At 45.7% G+C, this 18,546-nt stretch carries 19 protein-coding genes; 17 read left to right on the forward strand and 2 right to left on the reverse strand.

The features are described from left to right. Positions 1–318, reverse strand: a complete 318-nt coding sequence (locus ACL934_RS04380; protein ID WP_413613178.1) for a hypothetical protein — start codon at positions 316–318, stop codon at positions 1–3. 82 nt (positions 319–400) lie between these two features. Here ACL934_RS04380 and ACL934_RS04385 point away from each other — a divergent pair, with 82 nt between their 5' ends. The 16 genes from ACL934_RS04385 (at position 401) to rpoN (ending at position 16,660) form a co-directional block, all read left to right on the forward strand. Further along, positions 401–826: a hypothetical protein gene (locus tag ACL934_RS04385; RefSeq protein WP_374078092.1), complete on the forward strand. Its 426-nt coding sequence runs from the start codon at positions 401–403 to the stop codon at positions 824–826. Between the two features lie 9 nt (positions 827–835). Next, positions 836–1,369, forward strand: coding sequence for an acyl-CoA thioesterase (locus ACL934_RS04390; RefSeq protein WP_374078095.1), 534 nt, complete (start codon positions 836–838; stop codon positions 1,367–1,369). Positions 1,370–1,493: 124 nt separating this feature from the next. Further along, positions 1,494–1,973, forward strand: a complete 480-nt coding sequence (locus ACL934_RS04395) for a KdsC family phosphatase (RefSeq protein WP_374078098.1) — start codon at positions 1,494–1,496, stop codon at positions 1,971–1,973. Positions 1,974–1,980: 7 nt separating this feature from the next. Beyond that, positions 1,981–2,715, forward strand: coding sequence for an outer membrane beta-barrel domain-containing protein (locus ACL934_RS04400; protein WP_374078100.1), 735 nt, complete (start codon positions 1,981–1,983; stop codon positions 2,713–2,715). A gap of 18 nt (positions 2,716–2,733) precedes the next feature. After that, a complete protein-coding gene (locus ACL934_RS04405; protein ID WP_374078102.1) occupies positions 2,734–3,528 on the forward strand; it encodes an outer membrane beta-barrel domain-containing protein in 795 nt (264 codons plus the stop codon). After that, positions 3,525–5,108, forward strand: coding sequence for a tetratricopeptide repeat protein (locus tag ACL934_RS04410; protein ID WP_374078104.1), 1,584 nt, complete (start codon positions 3,525–3,527; stop codon positions 5,106–5,108). The genes ACL934_RS04405 and ACL934_RS04410 overlap by 4 nt, the downstream gene beginning before the upstream one ends. A gap of 3 nt (positions 5,109–5,111) precedes the next feature. Continuing rightward, positions 5,112–8,315: a tetratricopeptide repeat protein gene (locus ACL934_RS04415; RefSeq protein WP_413613179.1), complete on the forward strand. Its 3,204-nt coding sequence runs from the start codon at positions 5,112–5,114 to the stop codon at positions 8,313–8,315. Beyond that, positions 8,315–9,163 (forward strand): tetratricopeptide repeat protein, encoded by an 849-nt coding sequence (locus ACL934_RS04420; protein WP_374078109.1) that lies wholly within the window; start codon positions 8,315–8,317, stop codon positions 9,161–9,163. Before ACL934_RS04415 ends, ACL934_RS04420 begins: the two co-directional genes overlap by 1 nt. A 16-nt stretch (positions 9,164–9,179) precedes the next feature. Next, positions 9,180–9,482, forward strand: coding sequence for a hypothetical protein (locus ACL934_RS04425; RefSeq protein WP_374078111.1), 303 nt, complete (start codon positions 9,180–9,182; stop codon positions 9,480–9,482). After that, the gene (locus tag ACL934_RS04430) at positions 9,479–11,578 is read left to right on the forward strand and encodes an AgmX/PglI C-terminal domain-containing protein (RefSeq protein WP_374078113.1); all 2,100 of its coding nucleotides are present in this window, start codon (positions 9,479–9,481) and stop codon (positions 11,576–11,578) included. Before ACL934_RS04425 ends, ACL934_RS04430 begins: the two co-directional genes overlap by 4 nt. Before the next feature lie 34 nt (positions 11,579–11,612). Then, entirely contained in the window at positions 11,613–12,278 is a 666-nt protein-coding gene (locus ACL934_RS04435; protein WP_374078115.1) for a MotA/TolQ/ExbB proton channel family protein, read from the forward strand. Positions 12,279–12,302: 24 nt separating this feature from the next. Continuing rightward, positions 12,303–12,779 (forward strand): ExbD/TolR family protein, encoded by a 477-nt coding sequence (locus ACL934_RS04440; protein ID WP_374078118.1) that lies wholly within the window; start codon positions 12,303–12,305, stop codon positions 12,777–12,779. Continuing rightward, complete coding sequence (locus ACL934_RS04445; protein ID WP_374078119.1) at positions 12,779–13,369, forward strand: ExbD/TolR family protein; 591 nt, start codon at positions 12,779–12,781, stop codon at positions 13,367–13,369. The genes ACL934_RS04440 and ACL934_RS04445 overlap by 1 nt, the downstream gene beginning before the upstream one ends. A 61-nt stretch (positions 13,370–13,430) precedes the next feature. Further along, a complete protein-coding gene (lptC, locus tag ACL934_RS04450) occupies positions 13,431–14,450 on the forward strand; it encodes an LPS export ABC transporter periplasmic protein LptC (protein ID WP_413613180.1) in 1,020 nt (339 codons plus the stop codon). Further along, entirely contained in the window at positions 14,447–15,169 is a 723-nt protein-coding gene (lptB, locus tag ACL934_RS04455; RefSeq protein ID WP_413613181.1) for an LPS export ABC transporter ATP-binding protein, read from the forward strand. Before lptC ends, lptB begins: the two co-directional genes overlap by 4 nt. Positions 15,170–15,226: 57 nt before the next feature. Beyond that, on the forward strand, positions 15,227–16,660 hold the full coding sequence (rpoN, locus tag ACL934_RS04460) for an RNA polymerase factor sigma-54 (protein WP_374078123.1): 1,434 nt from the start codon (positions 15,227–15,229) through the stop codon (positions 16,658–16,660). On the opposite strand, the gene ACL934_RS04465 is transcribed toward rpoN, so the two are convergent. Continuing rightward, on the reverse strand, positions 16,657–17,892 hold the full coding sequence (locus tag ACL934_RS04465) for a hypothetical protein (protein ID WP_413613182.1): 1,236 nt from the start codon (positions 17,890–17,892) through the stop codon (positions 16,657–16,659). The two genes, rpoN and ACL934_RS04465, sit on opposite strands and share 4 nt — an antisense overlap. A gap of 146 nt (positions 17,893–18,038) precedes the next feature. Here ACL934_RS04465 and ACL934_RS04470 point away from each other — a divergent pair, with 146 nt between their 5' ends. After that, entirely contained in the window at positions 18,039–18,536 is a 498-nt protein-coding gene (locus ACL934_RS04470) for an adenine phosphoribosyltransferase (RefSeq protein ID WP_374078127.1), read from the forward strand. The last annotated feature ends 10 nt before the right edge of the window (positions 18,537–18,546 follow it).

The raw sequence follows: 18,546 nt of genomic DNA on the forward strand, positions 1-18,546 counted from the left end.
TTAGTCTCCCAAATCCATGTTAAAGTTCATGCTATTTCCAGGTTCTTTGTCTGAGGACTTTCCAGGCTTCACTTGGCCCAGGCAAGTTTCATAACCGGCTTCTCCCTGTTTAAATTCCGCACCTGTGATATCTTTGCAGCTTGTTGAAAACTTAGTGCCACCTTTTTTGCTAGGCACTTTGGTTTTTTCAAAAGCCTGATACTCGCTCATATCCAGCGTTTCATAACCTTCTTTAACTGGAACTTTTTCACCTTCGTCTTGGGCCAAGGCGTGGGAAGAGGTGAAAACCAAAACGGCAGCAGTGATAAAATGAAGCATAATTTAAAACCTCGTCTAGACTGTTTAGGCTCACTTGACCATTCCTGAGTCCTTGAGTCAAATGTCATTTAGGGAGTATTTAATGCGTGAAGCTCTAGGCAAAATATTAGGTTCGGTATTGCGCAGCCTCTTTATTTCAATCGTCATGTTTGTGGTCGTATTTTCCGCGATCACAGGGGAGTTTCCTCCTGACTTCAGCCGAATTAAAAAGACTTATTCAAACCTTCAACAGATGACTCAACTGAGCCGCCAGATCCATGAACAGCAAAAGGCCATGAAAGGGCAATACGCCACGACAGGCGAAGTGGATGAGCAGGACGTAGAAGCTTTGCAGGAACTCAACTTAAAAAGAGCGGAGTTAGGCGCGGGGCTTTTGGGCGCAGGTCCCGAAACTTCGGCGAGTGTGGACACCGGTGATGTAAAAGAACTGAGAGCAAAAATGAAAGAGATGGAAACTCAATTGTTCCGTCTACAAAACCGTGTCAGTGAACTGGAAGCACGAAAATAGGAAGCAGTTATGAATTTATTCTTTCGTCTTTTGCATATTCTTTTATTTTCCCGTTTTCGCGCACCCGTTGATATTCTCGAAGAGTGCGCAACGCCCTTTCGCGTGTGGTTCACGGATTTGGATGTTCTTCGCCATATGAATAACGGCGTTTATTTTTCGTTGCAGGATTTAGCTCGCATGGACTACATGGCGCGGGCAAAAGCGGCTGATAAAATCGCAGCACAAGGCTGGTATCCCGTTGTCGCTTCTGAAACGATTCGTTTTCGTCGTTCTTTAAAGCTCTTTCAAAAGTTTGAACTGCGCACGCGTTTGATTTCTTGGGATGAAAAATATCTTTATCTTGAGCACAAGTTCACAAGCCGTGGCGAAGTCATTGCGGTCGGCATGATTCGCGCGCGTTTTTTAAGTAAAGAGGGCGGGACGGTGTCACCTCAGGATTTATTGAAAGTGTTGGGACTCTCTTTACAGTCGCCCCCATTTCCAGACCATTTGCTTTCGTGGATTTCCGCAGATCAGTCCCACTCGAAGAGTTTGGGTCTGTAAGCAAAAGACTCTCTAGACTTTTGTCGCAATTGTCATACAACCTTAAGTCCTGTATCAAGGTAGGGCACTTGCCCCCTTGTATATTCTTTTCCACAATGATTCAGTGGGATTAGAAATATCAAAATTGAAAAATATCAAGATGTTGGTCCTCGATGTGGACGGCGTCTTAACGGACACGCGTATTTGGTTTGATGGCAAAGAATGGCGTCGATTCTTTTCTATTCGCGATGGCGTGGGTATCAAACGTCTTATTGATTCCGGCTATAAAATTGCTGTGATTACAGGAACTAAGGCAGAAGACATTCGCACGCGTGTAAAAAATCTGGGAATTCAATATCTCTACGAAGGTGCTCTCGACAAAGAGCCCTCTTTCTTACAACTGCAACAGGAATCCGGAGTAAAGCCTGAAGAGATGGCCTACATCGGTGATGACATCTTCGACGTTCCTCTTTTGCAGACGGTCGCTTTCGGTGCCACTGTGCCTGAGGCTGTTGATGAAGTTCTTGAAATTGCTGATTACGTGACTCGCAGACCCGGTGGGTGTGGTGCTGTGAGAGAAGTTTGTGATTACATCTATAAATATGGGGCTTTTTCCTCTAGGTAGGTCATTCATGCTAAAAAATGGTTTCAAAGCCGTTATGATTATTGTTCTTGCCTTGTTGCTACACAAGGCAGCGTTCGCGGCTGAAGTTGTGGAACTCCCGCCTGAAGAGTTGGCGCAAGAATCTGTGCTTCCTGTGTTTGATAAACCAGTGAGTGTCAGAAACAGAAACGTGGTGACTGCTGGTAAATTCGACGTCGACGTATTCTATGGATACGCGATGACGGAGCCGATTGCCAACGTGAGTAAGCTAGGCCTTGGCGTTTATTATCACTGGAGTGAAGATCACGCTATCGGTCTTTTCTTTGCCAATAACTTGTCAGGTCTGTCCGATTACGCAAAACAAATCGAAAAAACTCCGGCGACTCATTTGGATCTTTCTAAAGCTCCTATGCCTAAGAATGTGATCATGGGTGACTACAACCTCAAAGCTTTCTACGGAAAGATGGGGATCACGAAGTCCTTGGTATTCAATACGGTTCTTTATGGTTCGGGCTCTTTGGGAGTCATTCAGTATGAACATAAAACCTTCCCGGCAGTCGCCGTCGGTTTGGGACAAAAATTCTATTTTAATAAAGACTGGGCTTTGCGTTTTGATTTGCGTCTTTACGCCCATCAAGGTCCGGTACCGTTCTTAGGTGGAAGTAAAATGCAAGAGGGAACTCCGAAGCCGTCATTTGATGAGTTTCAGGAAAGAGTTCTTTATACGACCAATTTGGACGTCGGTCTTTCGTACTTATTTTAAGAGGAGCTAAAGGTGTCTATGAAAAAACAAACATACATTTTTCTGATGCTGTTGATGCTGGCTCCCTTAGGAGTGCAGGCACAGTCAGAGGGTGACGAACTTGATGTGATTGAGTTGGAGTTGGATAAAGCCGCGCCAAACAAACAGCAAACGGCTCCGGCGGACTCGGCTCCCGGTTATCAGGAAACCGCGCCCAGAGACAACACGTTGACAGATTTCTCGGGACTCGGAACTTTGGCTCCTTTTAAAGAGATCTCAGTCATTCAAAAAAGATTCCTTCCTAAAACAGGGCGCTTTCAGTTGTTTGGTGGAGCCACAGTTCTTACCAACAATCCGTTCTTTAATACAATCGGTGGCGTGGCGAAAGCCAGTTACTTCTTGAACGAGTCCTGGGGTGTAGAGCTGAACTATTTCGGTTTAACAACTTCTGAAAGACAAACGACAGAAGAGCTTCGCGACATTCAAGGGGTGAGTACGGAAAACTTGGTTTATCCGAAATCCTTTGTCGGGCTTGATGTGATGTATGTTCCTATCTACGGAAAAATGACTTGGTTCAACGAAAAGATCGTTCCTTTTGATTTGTATTTCTCGGCGGGTTACGGAACGACCAACACGCAAGCCGGTGAAAATGCGGGAACTCTGCATCTGGCAACAGGGCAGATTTTTGCATTGAGCAAAGCTTATGCTGTTCGCTGGGACTTTAGCTGGAACTTCTTTAACGCTAAAGGGATCGACGGGTCTCAAAACTCTTTCAACAATCTCTTCCTCACTGTGGGTATGAGTTGGTTCTTTCCGGAGGCTAGTTACCGATGAAGAAATTATTACTACTCCTGATAGCCACAAGTTTTATTTTGCCGGCTGCCAGCTCAGCTCAACGTAAAACTCTAAAGCCCCGTGCCGCTGCAAGAAAAGCAGCTCCGGCATACAATACAAATACGCGTGAATCAGCGTTGCGCAATCAATTGAGCAACGCTCTTCGTATGGCGCAAAGCGGGCAGTATGAATCAGCGGCGAATAATTTATTCTCTCTGGCGCGTCGTCCGGAGTTGGCGTCGGACCGTCCACAGATTAAATACATCTTGGGAACGATGTTGATCGAGTTGAAACTTTATCAAACAGCGGCTTTCCAGTTTGTCGATGTGATCCGTTCAAAACATCCTAAATATTCGAAACTGGCGATCGAAAAACTTTCTATCGTGGCGGACAGTTTAGGTGACGACACGATTTTGAACTATGCGATCTCTCGCGTGGATTTGAATGATTTCCCAAGCAACCTTAAAGACATGATTCACTTCCGTTTGGGAGAAATCAAGCTGCGCAACCGTGATTTCTCGGGAGCGGCGGATCTTTTTGGTCGTGTGAGTTTCGGAAGCAGCTACTACTATCAAGCTCTTTACAACAAAGGTTTGGCGGAACTTGAAGCCAACCAACCTTCTTTGGCGATCGGCACTTTCAATAAAATGTTGGATGCTCGTCGTAAAGCTCCGGTCACCGATACAAATCGTGTGTCCGCGCAAATGGGTTTGGCTCGCGCGCTTTATCAAAAGCAAGACTGGGAAGCTTCCATCGAAGCTTATGCCCAGGTTCCCCGCGATACTTTGATGTGGCATGATTCGGTTTTTGAATCCAGCTGGGCGATGCTTCGCGCGGCTCGTTTCCGTTCGGCTCTTAGTAATTTCCAAACTCTCCACTCGGCATATTATGAAGACTTTTATATGCCGGAGAGTTTACTTTTGCGCGCCATCGTTTACCTCTACATCTGTAAGTATGACGAGATGGAAAAAGTCCTAAGCCTCTTTGAAAAGACTTATGGTCCTGTGCGCACGAAGATCGGTGACTTCTTAAAAACGACAAACGATGCCAGTGCCTTCTATGGTGAAATCGAAAAAGCGCACTTCATGAAAACGACTGATAAGAGTGCGAACTTGCGTCTGCCTTACATCGTTCTTCGTAACGTCCTTGATCAAGGGGACGTGAAGCGTTCTATGCACTATATTGAAAAACTCAGCCAAGAAAGAGCGAGAGTGGAATCAAACTCTGCTTTCCGCGCGTCTCCGCTGGGTCAATACGCTCTGAAGATCCTTTCCAACCGCAGTCGCAATGCGAAGTATGCGGTGGGCGATATGGTCAAAGCGCACTTGCAGAATATGCGCGTAGAGTTGCGTGACCTTTACGAGCAAGCCGGCTTCATCCGCTACGAGATGATCACGGGTCGCAAGGAAAGCATTAAAAAGAAAATCTCTGGTAAAGATATCGGTACAGAGCAAATCGACGAGAAAGTAGATCGTCAGTTCTACATCCAAAACGGCTACGAGTACTATCCATTCCAAGGAGAGTACTGGCTCGATGAGGTTGGGAATTACCACTATCTTGGCAAACAAAGCTGCGAGTAAAATATGAAATTCAACAGGCATCAACTTCTTGTTTCAAGTCTTCTGACCGTTCTCTGCGTAAGCCCGATGGCGTTTGCGCAGACTAAGACTGTTAAAACCACTAAGACTGTTAAGAAAAAGACAGTGGGTGAACTGTTGTCTCAAGCCAGCGAAAGCAGTCGTGGCGGCCGTTTGCAAATGTCAAAAACAGACACATCACTGCCGTCTTCGAACTTAGGCTTTAAGGACGATGTTAAAAACTATAATTTAGAATCTGTAAAACCGCCGCGCTCTTCAGAAATCATGCAAAGAGAATCCAGTGGAGAAAAGGCGGAGTACGAAAGAGTTTTGGATCAACAGATCCGTGAACTTTATAAACTCACGCAAAAATTCAAAACAAGCCCAAATCGTGGTGAATTATGGCTTCGTTTGGCGGAGCTTTACGTTGAAAAAGCGGGCTTGATCGACGGTCGCAGACAAGATGAATACGACGCAAAACTGCGCGCATTCCAATCCGGAAAAACCAAAGTAAAACCGAAACTCGATACGGCTGAGGCTCGCGAATACAATAAAAAAGCCGTCCAACTTTACGAGTGGTTCCAACGTGATTTCCCTCGTGACGAGAAGATGAGCCAGGCGCTTTTCTTCCTTGGATACAACTACTTTGAATTGGGCGAAGTTAAAAAAGGCGCGCAATACTACGAACAACTGACAAAAGGGTATCCTAACTCTCCATTTGTGGGTGAGGCGCACTTTGCCTTGGCGGAATACTATTTTGAAAATGAAAAATGGGCGCAAGCGTACAAAGAATATTCTCATCTCATCAAAGAAAAGAGACATCGTTTGCACACATTTGCCTTGTACAAAGGCTCTTGGTGTCTTTTCCGTTTAGGAAAAGTACAACAGGCGATGAGCTATCTTGAATTCATTATTAAATCAGGCAAAGCCGAAACAGGCGAGCAGTTGGCAGGTCGCAGAACCGTCAACCGCACTCGTCTTGAGGGCGAAGCCTTGCGTGATATCGTCGTGTTTTATGCTGAAGGCGGAGATCCGACGAGAGCCGCATCTTACTTTAAAAACTTGGTAGGCGACAATTACAGCTCTTATCTTGAGCGTTTGGCGTACCAGTATTCAGATCGCGGGAATAAAGATGCTTCCAGAGAAGTCTTTAAACTTCTTATTTCGCAAAACCCAAGCTCGCCAAAAGCATTTGAATATCAATACCAAATTGTTCAGAACTATTATTACGCTAAAAACACCTCTCGCTTTAAAAACGAACTTTATAGCTGGGTGAAAGACTACGATGCGAGCAGCGCGTGGTATGCGGCAAATAAGAACAATAAAGAGTTGATTGAAAACTCTTACAAACTTCGTGAAACGACTTTGCGTAACTACGTTTTGCAACAGCATCAAACGGCGCAAAACTCTCGCGCTCCGTATTCGCAAGCGCAGGCTAATGAAGGTTACCAACTTTATTTGAAAGAGTTCCCGGATTCAGCAACGGCTTCGGACATGCATTTCTACTACGGTGAGTTGCTCTATGATATGGGCAAGTACGACGAAGCAGCGATGCAGTACAAATGGGTTGTGGATAATGCTCCTCAGAGCAAGTTCTACAGCAAGTCGGCGCACAACTTGATCTTGTCGGTGGAAAGAAGCATTCCGTCCGATCAAGAGATGCAAAAACGCATCGGAAATTCTTTGGACCCAGTGCCATTGGAACCAAAAGTGGACCGCTTTATCAAAGCCGGTCAGTGGTATGTGGAAAAGTTCCCGAATTCGGAAAAAGCCGTGGAAATCAAATTCCGTATGGGCCGCTTGTATTATCAAAGCAATCACTTTGACGAAGCGACAAAACACTTCCGTGAAATCGTGCAAACTTATCCGAATACGAAATACGCAGAGTATTCTGCCAACCTTCTTTTGGATATCTACAATTTGAAGAAAGACTATGTTGGTTTGGAAAAAACGGGAGCGGAGCTTTTGGCTGTTCCATCCATCGCGTCCTCCAAAGCGGGCTCCGACATTCGTGGCGTTTTGGAAAAAGCCTCTTTCAAACGTGGTCAAGACTTGGAACTTGAAAAGAAATACGCAGACAGTGCGCAAGTATACGATGCGTTTGCGAAACAAAATCCAAAATCGACTTTGGCAGTCACAGCTCTCTTTAATGCGGGTGTGAACTATGAACGTGCGGGCATGAATAGTCCGGCGATTCAATCTTACCAAGGCGTTCTGGCTTCAAAAGATCCATCGGCGGAGAAGTTGAAACCGAAAGCCCGTCGTTTGTTGGCAAAGCAGTATCAAGACTCGGCTCAGTTTGAAGAAGCTGCGAAGCTTTACAAGCAGTCAGCGCAGGAAAATCCAACGGACTCATTGGCTCCAAACTTGATTTACAATGCGGCCGTTTTGTATGAGGCTCTTGGAAAATCAGACGAAGCGATTCGCTCTTACACTGAATTTACGAAAGTAAATAAAAAACACGCTGACAATATCGAAGCGGTCTATAGCATGGCGCAAATCCATCGTAAGGCCGGTCAAAATGGCGCGGCCATCGCACGCTATACGGAATATGTCGAAGGCGGCGGACGCAATCAGGAAAAAGTGGTGGAGAGCGCTTACTGGGTGAGTGAACTCTATGGCCGTCAAAGATCCGTGACCAAGTCCAATGAGTGGGCGCAAAAAACTTTGGCGATCCAAAAACGTTTTGCCCCCAATAAAAAAGGTGTCGGTGCTTCTTACGCAGCGAAATTGAAATTGGACGAAGCCATGACGACTTTCAAAGAAATGAAAGCCGTTACGTTCCCAGCAGATCCAAACAAACAAAAAGCGGCGGCCGACAAAAAAGTCTCCTTGTTGACAAAACTTACGAGTGAACTTGCTGACGTTATTAAATACGACAGTGCCGAAGAAATCGTGAGTTCCTTGAGCGTCTTGGGTGAGGCCAACCAAAATATGGCTCAAGCTATTTTGAATGCACCACTTCCTCCGGGATTGAATGCGGAAGAAACGAAACAATATAAAGCGGGTGTTGAGAAGTTCGCAGAACCGTTCAATACCAAAGTCCGGGAGAGTTTCAAACTCGCGGTTGAACGCGGGTGGGAACTTGAAGTTTATAATGACGGCTTTAAAACGGCTTACGAGTACATGAATAAACTAGATCCGAAAACATACTACAACGGCGGCGAGATGGGCTCTGACATCCGCTTGGTGAACTGGATAGGTCAATAATGAAGAAGATCATTGTTTTATTCGCCCTCTTAGGATTAGCAGCGTGTTCTTCGGACCCTGTGAAGGAAACAAAAACGGATGCTCCAGTCCATACAGTGACTGAAGCTCCCGTCGCGGAGAAGGAAGAGCCAAAACCCGTCGTGGCCGAGGAGCCTGTTCGTCCGCAAGTGCCGACGACTCCATCGCAATACGCGGCTTTGAACGAAGCTATTAAATCGCAAAGTGACGAGAGAATTTATCAGGCGGCGACGCAGATTCTGACTCAGTCGCCAAATGATGCCAAAGCCCTGAATGCTTTAGCTATGTATCACTATAAACGCGGTCGCTTTGATTTGTGCCGCTATCTTTTGAGCAAAGCCATCTCATCGAGTCCGAAAATGGCGGAACTCTATTCAAATATGGGTGTGGTTCAGCTTGCTCAAAATGAAAAACGAGATGCGATCAAATCTTTCCGCAAAGCTTTAGAAATCAACAATGACGAGGCTGTAGCGGCAGCGAATCTTGGCGCCATCTATGTTCAAGAGAAGGACTACGGCAAAGCCCAGGTCGTTCTTGAAACCGCTTATAAAAAGGGAGTTCGTGATCCGCGTGTTTTGAATAACTACGCCATCGCCCTGACTGCTCATCGCAAATATGAGAAAGCGGAAGATTTATACCAAATGGTTTTGAAAGACAGCGCGAACAACAAAGAGGCTCTATATAATTATGCAACATTGTTGGTCGATAATATGGGCAAGTACCAAGAGGGTTTGGAAGTTATTAACAGACTAAAGTTTGTAGGTGGGCCTGCAGATACTCGCAATCGAATTATTGCTTTGGAAAATAAGGCGAAAGCTGGTTTAAAATAGAGTGAAGGTGGGGACTATGTTGCGATTCGTTAAACAATTTACTGTCTTGTTTGCAATAATCTGTGCTTTTGAAGTGGCATTTGCGCAAACAACGAGTCGCACGTCCACGACAACAACTACGACTACGACAACAAAAAGAAAAGCGACGTTGAACTTCGAAGACGAATTGATCGAAGGTTCAACACAGAAGCCGGATCTTTTTTATCTTTTTCAAAAAAAGAATTTTAACTACAAGAGATTGATTAAGTTGAGAGAAAACTTTTTACCCGAGATGAGACGAACAACAGAAGATATACAGCGGGTTCGGGGTGGTAATTGAGAGCGCCTTTAATATTCAGAATTTTCAAAAACAATCAGCTCGTTGGTGTTAAGCAGTTCGATCAAGATCAGATCGTGATCGGACATAACGCCGAAGTGCATTTGGATTTAGACTCCGATCAGGTGTCGCCGATTCACTGTCTTATTGAGCTGCGGGATATGGGTTACTATGTCTGTGACTTGGGTTCCTCTTCAGGAACTTTCAAAAATGGACAAGCCGTTCTTGATGAAATGGTTTCATCGGGTGATGAAATTGAAATCGGTCCGTTTAAGATCGCTTTCTTTATCGGAGTACCAAAACCAAAAGCGGCTCCGGGAGCCGCAGTTGTAAGCCAACCGGTTATTCCTGCGGTGGTTCCTGACGTAAAAAAACCAGAGCCAGCACCGATGCCTCCGGCGGCGGTCGTGAAAACAGAAGAGATCAAAGTGGCGCCAACGCCCGTGATTCCTGTTGAGGTGCCGAAGGCAGAAGAAAAACCTGTCATTACGGCGGCTCCGGTGCGTCCTGAGATTCGTAAGGATCGCAGTTCGTATAAAAAACCTAAGAAATCAAAAACCTTTGCTCCTCCAAGTGAGGTTCAGGATCTTAGAACACATCTAAAACCTGGCAAAGGAACGACGGTTCAAGTGATCGTGGCGTGGAAAGAAAGAATTCTGAACACGTATCACTTTAAAGGAAACAAAGTTGTTCGCGTAAACTCTGGAGATCAGCACATTGCTCTTCCAGATGGACTTGTTCCGCGCGGATATCCATTGATTGATTTATCTGCGGGATTGAAAGTCAACACGACGGCAGAAATGAATGTGGAGCTGGTTTCTTCGGCGGGAATTCAACCCGTGGAAGATTTGGCTCGCAATGGAAAAGCACAAAGAGGCGGGCAGGGTTACAACGTTCGCGTTGATCAAAATGAAATGCTCTGCGTGACGTTGCCGGGTGGAAACTTAGTCGTTTATATCCGTTTCGTACCGCAAGCACCAATGGTGCCGATGCTGCCAATCATGTTGACGGGTTCAGAAGCCACGGGCGTTGTGATGTCCTTGGTGCTTGTTGGACTCTTGGCTCTTTATATTTCAGCGACTCTTCCAAAAGATTGGCAGGAGAATAAGCAAGAGGAAGTTCAGCGTATTGCGCAAGTGGTGTTTAATAAACCACCTCCTGCGGCGACACCTGTTCCAACACCTCCGCCACCAACGCCGCCGCCTCCTCCAGCTGCGCAGCCAACGCCGACACCAACACCTCCACAAAAAGTGGTTGTTGCGGATCAGACGAAGGAAGCTCAGAAAAAAGGACAGACTGGAAAACAGGCAGCGAAAGCGCAAGTTGCAGCTAAAGCTAGTGAAGTGGCGCCGAAACCAAATGCCAAAGATCGTACGAAGAAATTCACATCCACTCGTCAAGGTGGAGCGATCAAGACAGGGCAGACGGCAGGAGCGAATGCTCAGTCCTCGAATAAAGATCTTTCGAAAGTGGGTCTCTTCAGCGCCTTCGGTGGTGGCGGAAGCAGAGCTAACATCGACAAAGCTTATTCGGGAGCCGGCGAAGTTTTGGGTATGGCAGATAAAGCAACCGGAACTGCGGGTTTCAATGAAGACCGTGCTGGTGATGATTTAGGTTCTAAATTTAAAGACGCTGGCGCCGGTGGTAAAGGAACTGCGACTCAAGGGATCGCGGGGATTGGAACTAAAGGCCGTGGGTCGGGTCAATCTGCTTACGGAGCTGCGGATGGTTTTGGCAATAAAACCACAGTGGCGATCGAGGGTGGTGGCTTTGAAGAATCCTTTGATGGAACGATCGACAAAGAGGCGATCCGTCGCGTGATTCGTGCGAAGAAGCACGAACTGCAAAGTTGTTATGAGCGTGTGCTCAATACAATGGAAAAAGGAACAAAGCTTGAAGGTAAAATTATTTTGGGTTGGGAAATTATTGAAAAAGGACAAGCGCGTAACGTGAAAGTGAAGAGTTCAACGCTGGGTAATGCCAAAGTTGAAAACTGCATTCGTGATCGTTTAGCAAGTTGGACTTTCCCGGAACCTCCACCAGGCCTTGTGGCTGAAGTGCAGGCGTATCCGTTTGTCTTGAACCCAGCGAGTAATTAAGTTTTTTAAATAAAGTATTTTAAGGAGGCTTTCCGTGAACCCAACAGTAACAGCAGACAACATGAATTTCATCCAGCGCGCTTTCGCTGAAGGTGGTTTCGTCATGTACGTGATCGCAGTCATTGCCATCTTGGCGGTGTTTGTGATCGTGGAGAGATTGATGAAACTTAAAAATCTTTCCGTGGATAAAAAAGAATTTACAGACCAAATTTTCAGAATGGTCGTCGCAGGTGATTTGCGCCAAGCCATCAGCTATTGCGATGCTCGTCCAGCTCCTCTTACGAACACTGTGAAAGCAGGTCTTGTTCAGGCGATGAATAAACGCCCTGACGAAGAAGTGCAAGTGGCCATGGATGCAGCGGTGATGAGAGAAATGCCAAAAGTTGAAGGTTGGGTTTCCTTCCTTGCGGTTTTTGGTAACGTCGCGGTTCTTGCCGGACTTCTTGGAACGATCATCGGTATGATCGGTTCATTCCGTGCGGTGGCAGCAGCCGATCCAGCAACAAAAGCTTTGGAACTTTCTAAAGGTATCTCGCATGCCTTGAACTGTACGGCATTCGGTCTTTTGGTTGCGATCATTTCAATCGTTGCTTACGGTTTGTTCCAACATCGCATTCAAAAAACAGAGAATGAAGTGATTGAAACAAGCATGAGTCTTTTGAACCTTGTTGTTGCAAATAGAGAAAAGATTAAAGACTAACAGGCTTACAGTTAGAGGTTTTCTATGGCTCACATAGATAGTGGCGATTCCAGCGGCCGTAAAAAGAATATCGAGTTGAATCTCGTGCCTTTCATCGACTTGATGAGCGTTCTCATCACGTTCTTGCTGATCACGGCCGTTTGGACCCAAGTGTCTATGATTCAGATTGGTAGTTCCCTGTATGGGAAGAAGTCGGACACTCAACCTGCTCCAACACCTCCACCGAATGCGGATGTCGTACTGAAAGTGGATGTGAAAGAGATAGGTTATGTATTAACTGTTGGGAGACAAGTCATCAGTCTTCCCATGGTGAACGAACAGTTTGACGAAGCCGGCCTGGTCGCTCAATTGCAACGCGTGAAACAACTTTATCCTGAAAAAGTGGATGCGGTTGTGAGTGTTGCCGATGCGATTCCTTACGAACAGCTTATCAAAGCAATGGACAACTGTTTAACCGCAGGGTTTTCAGCGATCTCCGTTGCAACAGGAGGGCCTAATTAATGGCCATCTTTAGACCCGGTGAAAGACATCGTTATCACAACATCTTGAGTAAGCGAAAAGGGAAACGTGATGTCACTGCTTTGCTGTCACTGACGGCGATGGTGGATATGTTCACGGTTCTGGTGATCTTCCTTTTGCAAAACTACAATGCGACAGGAGAGATTCTTTACATCCCGAAAGAAGTTGTTCTTCCGAAAGCGACCAGCGTTCGCGAGTTGAAACCCGCTCACGTGGTGACGATTTCCAATAAAGAAATCCTTTTGGATAAAGATCCTGTAGCAACTTTTGACGACGTGAAAGCTTCTGAAGACTGGAACATCGAAAATCTTAAAGTGCAATTGCAAGAGGCTTTGGCGAAATCGAAGGCTGAGCAAGAGAGCAAATTGCAAAATAAAATCCGTGACGTGGTTGAATCCACTCGTGGAGAGACGGAAGAAGATCCTAATGCATGGAGCAAAGTGACGATCCAAGCCGATAAGGGCGTGGACTTCCTCACAGTCAAAAAAGTCTTGTTCACGGTGACTGAGGCGGGTGCTGGCGAAATCAATTTCGCAGTGACTAAACTTCCTCAGGAATCGACATCCAACTAAAAGTCAGTTATGCTGCGCAGGACGTTAAGATTAACTGCACCTGCGCACAAACAAAACGACTATGACCAAATTTAAGAATCTCATTTTTATCTCACTTCTCGTGCTGTTGTTTGTCGAGATTCTTATAGTATTCCCTTCACGTTTGGAACACGAAGACGAAGCCGCTGTTCGTGCGCGTGTGGAAGCCCAAGTAAAATTAAATAAAGAAAAAGAAGAACGTATTAAACGGGGCGAAAAAATTGAAGAGCCCTCCAGTCTTGCTGAACAAAAAATGCAAGGTGTTCACTTGGTGGAAAGCCAACAAGGAAATCGTGACTGGGAATTATTCGCCGCTTCTGCGGAAGGCAATCAAGGCCTTGGCAATGTGAAGCTTAAGCAAGTAAAGGTTCTTTTTTATAATAAAGAAAAAGTGGAGTTCACGGTCACGGGGGATACGGGGACCATGGATGCAAAGACCAAGGATCTCAGTGTTATCGGGAATGTGATCACGCGCTCGGAGAACGGTTACGTTTTTCAAACACCTTCGATTTATTACTCTTCTAAAACACGCATTATCGACAGTCCTCAGCAAGTTTTAATGCAGGGGCCAAAGGACAATGCCGGAGCGGGCTTGTATTTAAAAGGCAACCGCATGAAGTCCTATGTCGATCAATCTAAGATGGTGATCTTGGATAAAGTTTCAGCGCAAAAACCTGAAAAAGACGGCAAGAAGTTTGAAATTGCCGCCGACGGAGCGGAGTTTAGCGGTAAAAATCGCGAAGCAAAATTCTTGGGCACGGTTCGTATGAACTACGACAATATGAAGCTTGAAGGACCGGAAGCGTCGTTTTTGTATGGCGCTGGAGACCTCTTAAGTTCTGTCGCGGTCAAAGGCGGCGTTCGTGTCAGTGATGCGACGAAGTTTGCGACTTCGGAGAGTGTAAATCTGGACCTTTTGGCAAATAAGTACACCTTCAAAGGACGTCCGCGCGTTATTCAAAATAACGATGAGCTGAGTGGCGATGAAATCATCTTCCTCGACGGCGGAAAAAAAGTTAAGGTTGAAAGAGTGCGTGCCAAGGTGGAGAATAAAGATCAATGAGTATGCTCACCATCAAAGACATTTCTAAAGCTTTCAAAAAACGCAAGGTCGTTGATGGCGTTTCTTTTTCTGTAGAATCCGGACAAGTTGTTGGTCTCTTAGGGCCGAACGGAGCGGGTAAGACCACTTCGTTTTACATGGTGGTGGGTCTGGTTCAATCGGATTCAGGTACGATCAATATCGATGAAGTGAATATCTCTCAGGAGCCCATGTATAAGCGGGCTCGAGTGGGGCTGAGCTATTTGGCTCAAGAACCTAGTATCTTTAGAAAACTCACAGTGGCAGAGAATATCGTCGTGGCTTTGGAAGCTCATGGCTATTCAGGGGCCCAGCGCTCGGAAAAATTAGAACAGCTTATCGGCGACTTCCATGTGGATCATATCCGTGACAGTTATGGATATGCTCTCTCTGGGGGGGAGCGCCGTCGTGTGGAGATCGCTCGTGCCCTGGCCGGATCTCCAAAGTTCCTTTTGCTGGATGAACCCTTCGCGGGGATCGATCCTATTGCGGTCGCTGATATTCAGAATATCATCCGCGATCTTAAGGCCAAAGGTATAGGAGTTCTCATAACGGATCACAACGTGCGTGAGACTTTGGGCATTTGCGATTATGCTTATATACTGAAGGACGGGAAGATTCAGGTGAGCGGAAGCTCTGATGAAATTGCGAATTCTGAAATCGCCCGCAAATTCTATCTTGGCGAGAATTTTAAGTTATAAAAACGCTGGCGCTGCTTCAGCCAAGGCTCTGCGGCCGCCGGCCAGGAAAGGACTTTCATGGCTCTTAGACAGACGATGAACCTGAGCCAGTCTCTGGTGATCACTCCGCAACTGCAACAGGCGATCAAGCTTTTGCAGATGTCACGCATGGAGTTGGAATCGGCTGTTCGCTCTGAGCTTGAGGAAAATCCTATTCTTGAAGAAGCAGAGGCTTTGAAAGACGAAGATCTGCAAAGAACCAAGGAAGCGGCGGACGAAGTTCAACACACCGAAGCTCCGGATCAACAAAACATGCAAGACCCACAAAAACAAGATGAGTTTGAGTGGGAATCCTATATCGAAGCCAACCAAAAGCCTCCTCAATCAGGAATGGCGGGTTCTGAAGAAATCATGAACTATGAGAACGTCATCACGGCGTCTCAGACTTTGCATGATCATCTATACTGGCAAGTGAAAATGAATGGCTTTTCTGAAGAAGAAGAGCAAGCCGCCGATGCTTTGATCGGTGCTATTGACGATGATGGATATATCAAAATCCCTCTTGAGCAATTGGCGGAAGAAGAAAAAATCGAATTGCCTCTTTTGGAAGACACTTTGACTTTGATTCACGAGTTTGACCCTCCAGGTGTGGGGGCTCGTGATTTGAAGGAATGTCTTTTGATTCAAGCAAAACACTTGGAAGAGGACACTCACGATCTTGTGAATTTGATCAACAATCATTTGAAAGATCTTGAGAAGAAGAACTACGAAGCGATTGCCAAAGCCTTGGGCCGCGAAGTGGGTGATGTGGTTGAGATGTGTAAAATCATCTACGCCATGGATCCAAAACCGGGCCGTGCCTTTGTTAGCAGCGACACGCACTATGTGACTCCGGACGTTTACGTTTACAAAGTCGGCGATGATTACGTTGTTTCTTTGAATGAAGACGGTTTGCCGCGTTTGAAGATTTCTAATTTCTATAAAAACATGCTCAAAGGTGGCAAAACCACTGGAGACAAAACTCAAGACTACATCCAAGAAAAATTGCGTTCAGCGGTCTGGTTGATTAAATCCATCCATCAAAGACAGCGCACGATCTACAAAGTGACAGAGTCGATCGTGAAGCATCAGCGTGATTTCTTTGAAAAAGGTTCTGAATTCTTAAAGCCGATGGTTTTAAGAGATATCGCCAACGATATCGGCATGCATGAATCGACAGTGAGTCGTGTGACCACAGCGAAATACGTGCATACGCCACAAGGTATTTACGAACTTAAATACTTCTTTAACTCAGGGATCAGCTCTTCTGACGGTGACTCACTGGCAAGTGAATCGGTGAAGATTAAAATCAAAGATCTTGTTGCTAAAGAAGATCCTAAGAATCCACTGTCGGATCAGAAGATCGTGGACATGCTTAAAGTGGAAGGCATTCAGATCGCACGCCGTACGGTCGCAAAATACCGCGATATGCTTAAGATCTTGCCTTCATCACAACGTAAAAAATACTTCTAGAATCTTTGTAAGAAAAGAACTGTGGTCTTTGAGCTGGGGGATTTGAAATGCAAACTCTTGGCTTGAAGACCGACAAATTCATCTGTCGTCGTCAGTGAAATCCAACTTGGCATAAATCGAACGAAGCGATACGTGCGTAGGTTTTCAAGGCCTTCTTGCTTTGATTCTTCCGTTGATCGTTCAAAATCACGGGCCAGTCTGTCGCCTTTTTTCCAAAGCTCTGCTGAAGCCAACAACCCAGTTGCGATAATGTAGCCAGCGGCTTCTCCAGATCCCGAAGCGCCGCTTTGTGCGAGGATGTAAATCCCTCCACCAATAATGACGGCTCCGACGATGACTCCGGCCGCTCTCAAGCCGTTAGAAGCCGCAAATCCCAAAGATTTTTCTGCGCCGACACTCGTATTTAATCCATAGTATTGCGCCATATAGTTGGACTTCATCACAATACTGCGAATCTCAGAATTCCGTTCTTCATGGCGCAGAAACCAGGGAAGTGTATTGAACTTGATGGCCGTCGAAGGTGGTGTACTCGCATCAGAAAACTCTGGACTGAGTTTGCCTTCCTGCCAAGTAATAACAGGTCCGCCGCCATCAAAGATCACATTCAAATTCTTCGGAGGCTGCTGCATTTCTATAAGAGGTAAGAGCGCTTTATTCTTACTTAACTCATAAGCCTTTCGTAAATCCACTTGAGCATCTTGCCACTCGCCCAAGGAGGCCCAAATACCCGCAAGCCAAAGTCTTAAAGCCGGATCATCAAAGTGCGATTGATCTTCTTTAAAATAGTTCTGTAAAAAGAAAGTCGCGCGTCGGGCTTCTACGCGAGCCTCATCCCACTTTTCATTGCGCATAAAATACATCGCATTCATCAAATGCATCACGATGATTTCATGCTCAGCAGGAATGTAGCCGTCTTCACTTTCATTGTAGAAAAAATATTTAGCTTCACGAGTGACGCTGGTGAATTTTCGTTCGTCCAAAGTTTTACTTTGGCGCATCAAATCTTTATTGTCTTTTTCTCCGTCCCACAAAGCGAGCCAGGATTTTTCAATGGAAGTGACAAAACCGTGTCGCTCTTTTGTGGGGAATCTCTCCAGGGCCTGAGGAATATCGCCGGATTTAAAGGCGGCTTCGGAGTATTTGTACTCGGAATCGCGGATAATCTGTTTAGTCGAGCAAGCTGTTGTAATCAAAGTCAGCAAGCCAAGTATCAAAATAATCGAGCATTTCATCTAAAGGTGAGGCTAGTACGAAAATAAGACGTGAGTCGAAATAATTTTCTAACAAAGGAGGTCATCTCTCTTTACTCGAAGCAGCGTTGTAAATAAGATATAGATTCTGTGTTTAAAAAGCCGCAAAACCACTCCTGGAGAGCCTGATGGACTTAAAAAGTTTGATTCGCGATGTGCCAAATTTTCCTAAAGAAGGAATTTTGTTTCGAGATATGTCACCACTTTTGCAAAGCCCAGAGGCCATGGATTTTGTTTCGAAACAACTCGTGAAGAAAGCAGATCTCACTAAAATTGATTACTTCGCAGGAATTGAATCTCGCGGATTTATTTTGGCGTCGCATATGGCAGCAACGCATAAGAAAGGTTTTCTGCCGATTCGTAAAGCGGGAAAGTTGCCGCCTCCGACGAAGAAACTTTCTTACGCTTTGGAGTACGGCTCTGCCGAAATTGAACTGCCGTTGGGAAAAGGCAACATCATGATTATCGACGACGTGCTTGCGACTGGTGGCACTTTGCAAGCGGCTATTGATTTAAGTCATCTTGCAGGCTACAAAGTGGAATCAGTGGCGGTTCTTGTGAATCTCACTTTTTTGAATCAAATGAAATTTAATAACGAAGAGGTTTTCTCCCTTGTTCAATATTAGTGACGTCGCA

It is taken from the genome of Bdellovibrio sp. HCB-110 (genome assembly GCF_047323225.1).
Lineage (GTDB): Bacteria > Bdellovibrionota > Bdellovibrionia > Bdellovibrionales > Bdellovibrionaceae > Bdellovibrio.

Bases quoted from the DNA above. Each gene is read 5' to 3' on its own strand.
- ACL934_RS04380 (WP_413613178.1), bottom strand. From the start codon at position 318: ATGCTTCATTTTATCACTGCTGCCGTTTTGGTTTTCACCTCTTCCCAC.
- ACL934_RS04385 (WP_374078092.1), top strand. From the start codon at position 401: ATGCGTGAAGCTCTAGGCAAAATATTAGGTTCGGTATTGCGCAGCCTC.
- ACL934_RS04390 (WP_374078095.1), top strand. From the start codon at position 836: ATGAATTTATTCTTTCGTCTTTTGCATATTCTTTTATTTTCCCGTTTT.
- ACL934_RS04400 (WP_374078100.1), top strand. From the start codon at position 1,981: ATGCTAAAAAATGGTTTCAAAGCCGTTATGATTATTGTTCTTGCCTTG.
- ACL934_RS04405 (WP_374078102.1), top strand. From the start codon at position 2,734: ATGAAAAAACAAACATACATTTTTCTGATGCTGTTGATGCTGGCTCCC.
- ACL934_RS04410 (WP_374078104.1), top strand. From the start codon at position 3,525: ATGAAGAAATTATTACTACTCCTGATAGCCACAAGTTTTATTTTGCCG.
- ACL934_RS04415 (WP_413613179.1), top strand. From the start codon at position 5,112: ATGAAATTCAACAGGCATCAACTTCTTGTTTCAAGTCTTCTGACCGTT.
- ACL934_RS04420 (WP_374078109.1), top strand. From the start codon at position 8,315: ATGAAGAAGATCATTGTTTTATTCGCCCTCTTAGGATTAGCAGCGTGT.
- ACL934_RS04425 (WP_374078111.1), top strand. From the start codon at position 9,180: ATGTTGCGATTCGTTAAACAATTTACTGTCTTGTTTGCAATAATCTGT.
- ACL934_RS04440 (WP_374078118.1), top strand. From the start codon at position 12,303: ATGGCTCACATAGATAGTGGCGATTCCAGCGGCCGTAAAAAGAATATC.
- ACL934_RS04445 (WP_374078119.1), top strand. From the start codon at position 12,779: ATGGCCATCTTTAGACCCGGTGAAAGACATCGTTATCACAACATCTTG.
- lptC (WP_413613180.1), top strand. From the start codon at position 13,431: ATGACCAAATTTAAGAATCTCATTTTTATCTCACTTCTCGTGCTGTTG.
- lptB (WP_413613181.1), top strand. From the start codon at position 14,447: ATGAGTATGCTCACCATCAAAGACATTTCTAAAGCTTTCAAAAAACGC.
- rpoN (WP_374078123.1), top strand. From the start codon at position 15,227: ATGGCTCTTAGACAGACGATGAACCTGAGCCAGTCTCTGGTGATCACT.
- ACL934_RS04465 (WP_413613182.1), bottom strand. From the start codon at position 17,892: ATGAAATGCTCGATTATTTTGATACTTGGCTTGCTGACTTTGATTACA.
- ACL934_RS04470 (WP_374078127.1), top strand. From the start codon at position 18,039: ATGGACTTAAAAAGTTTGATTCGCGATGTGCCAAATTTTCCTAAAGAA.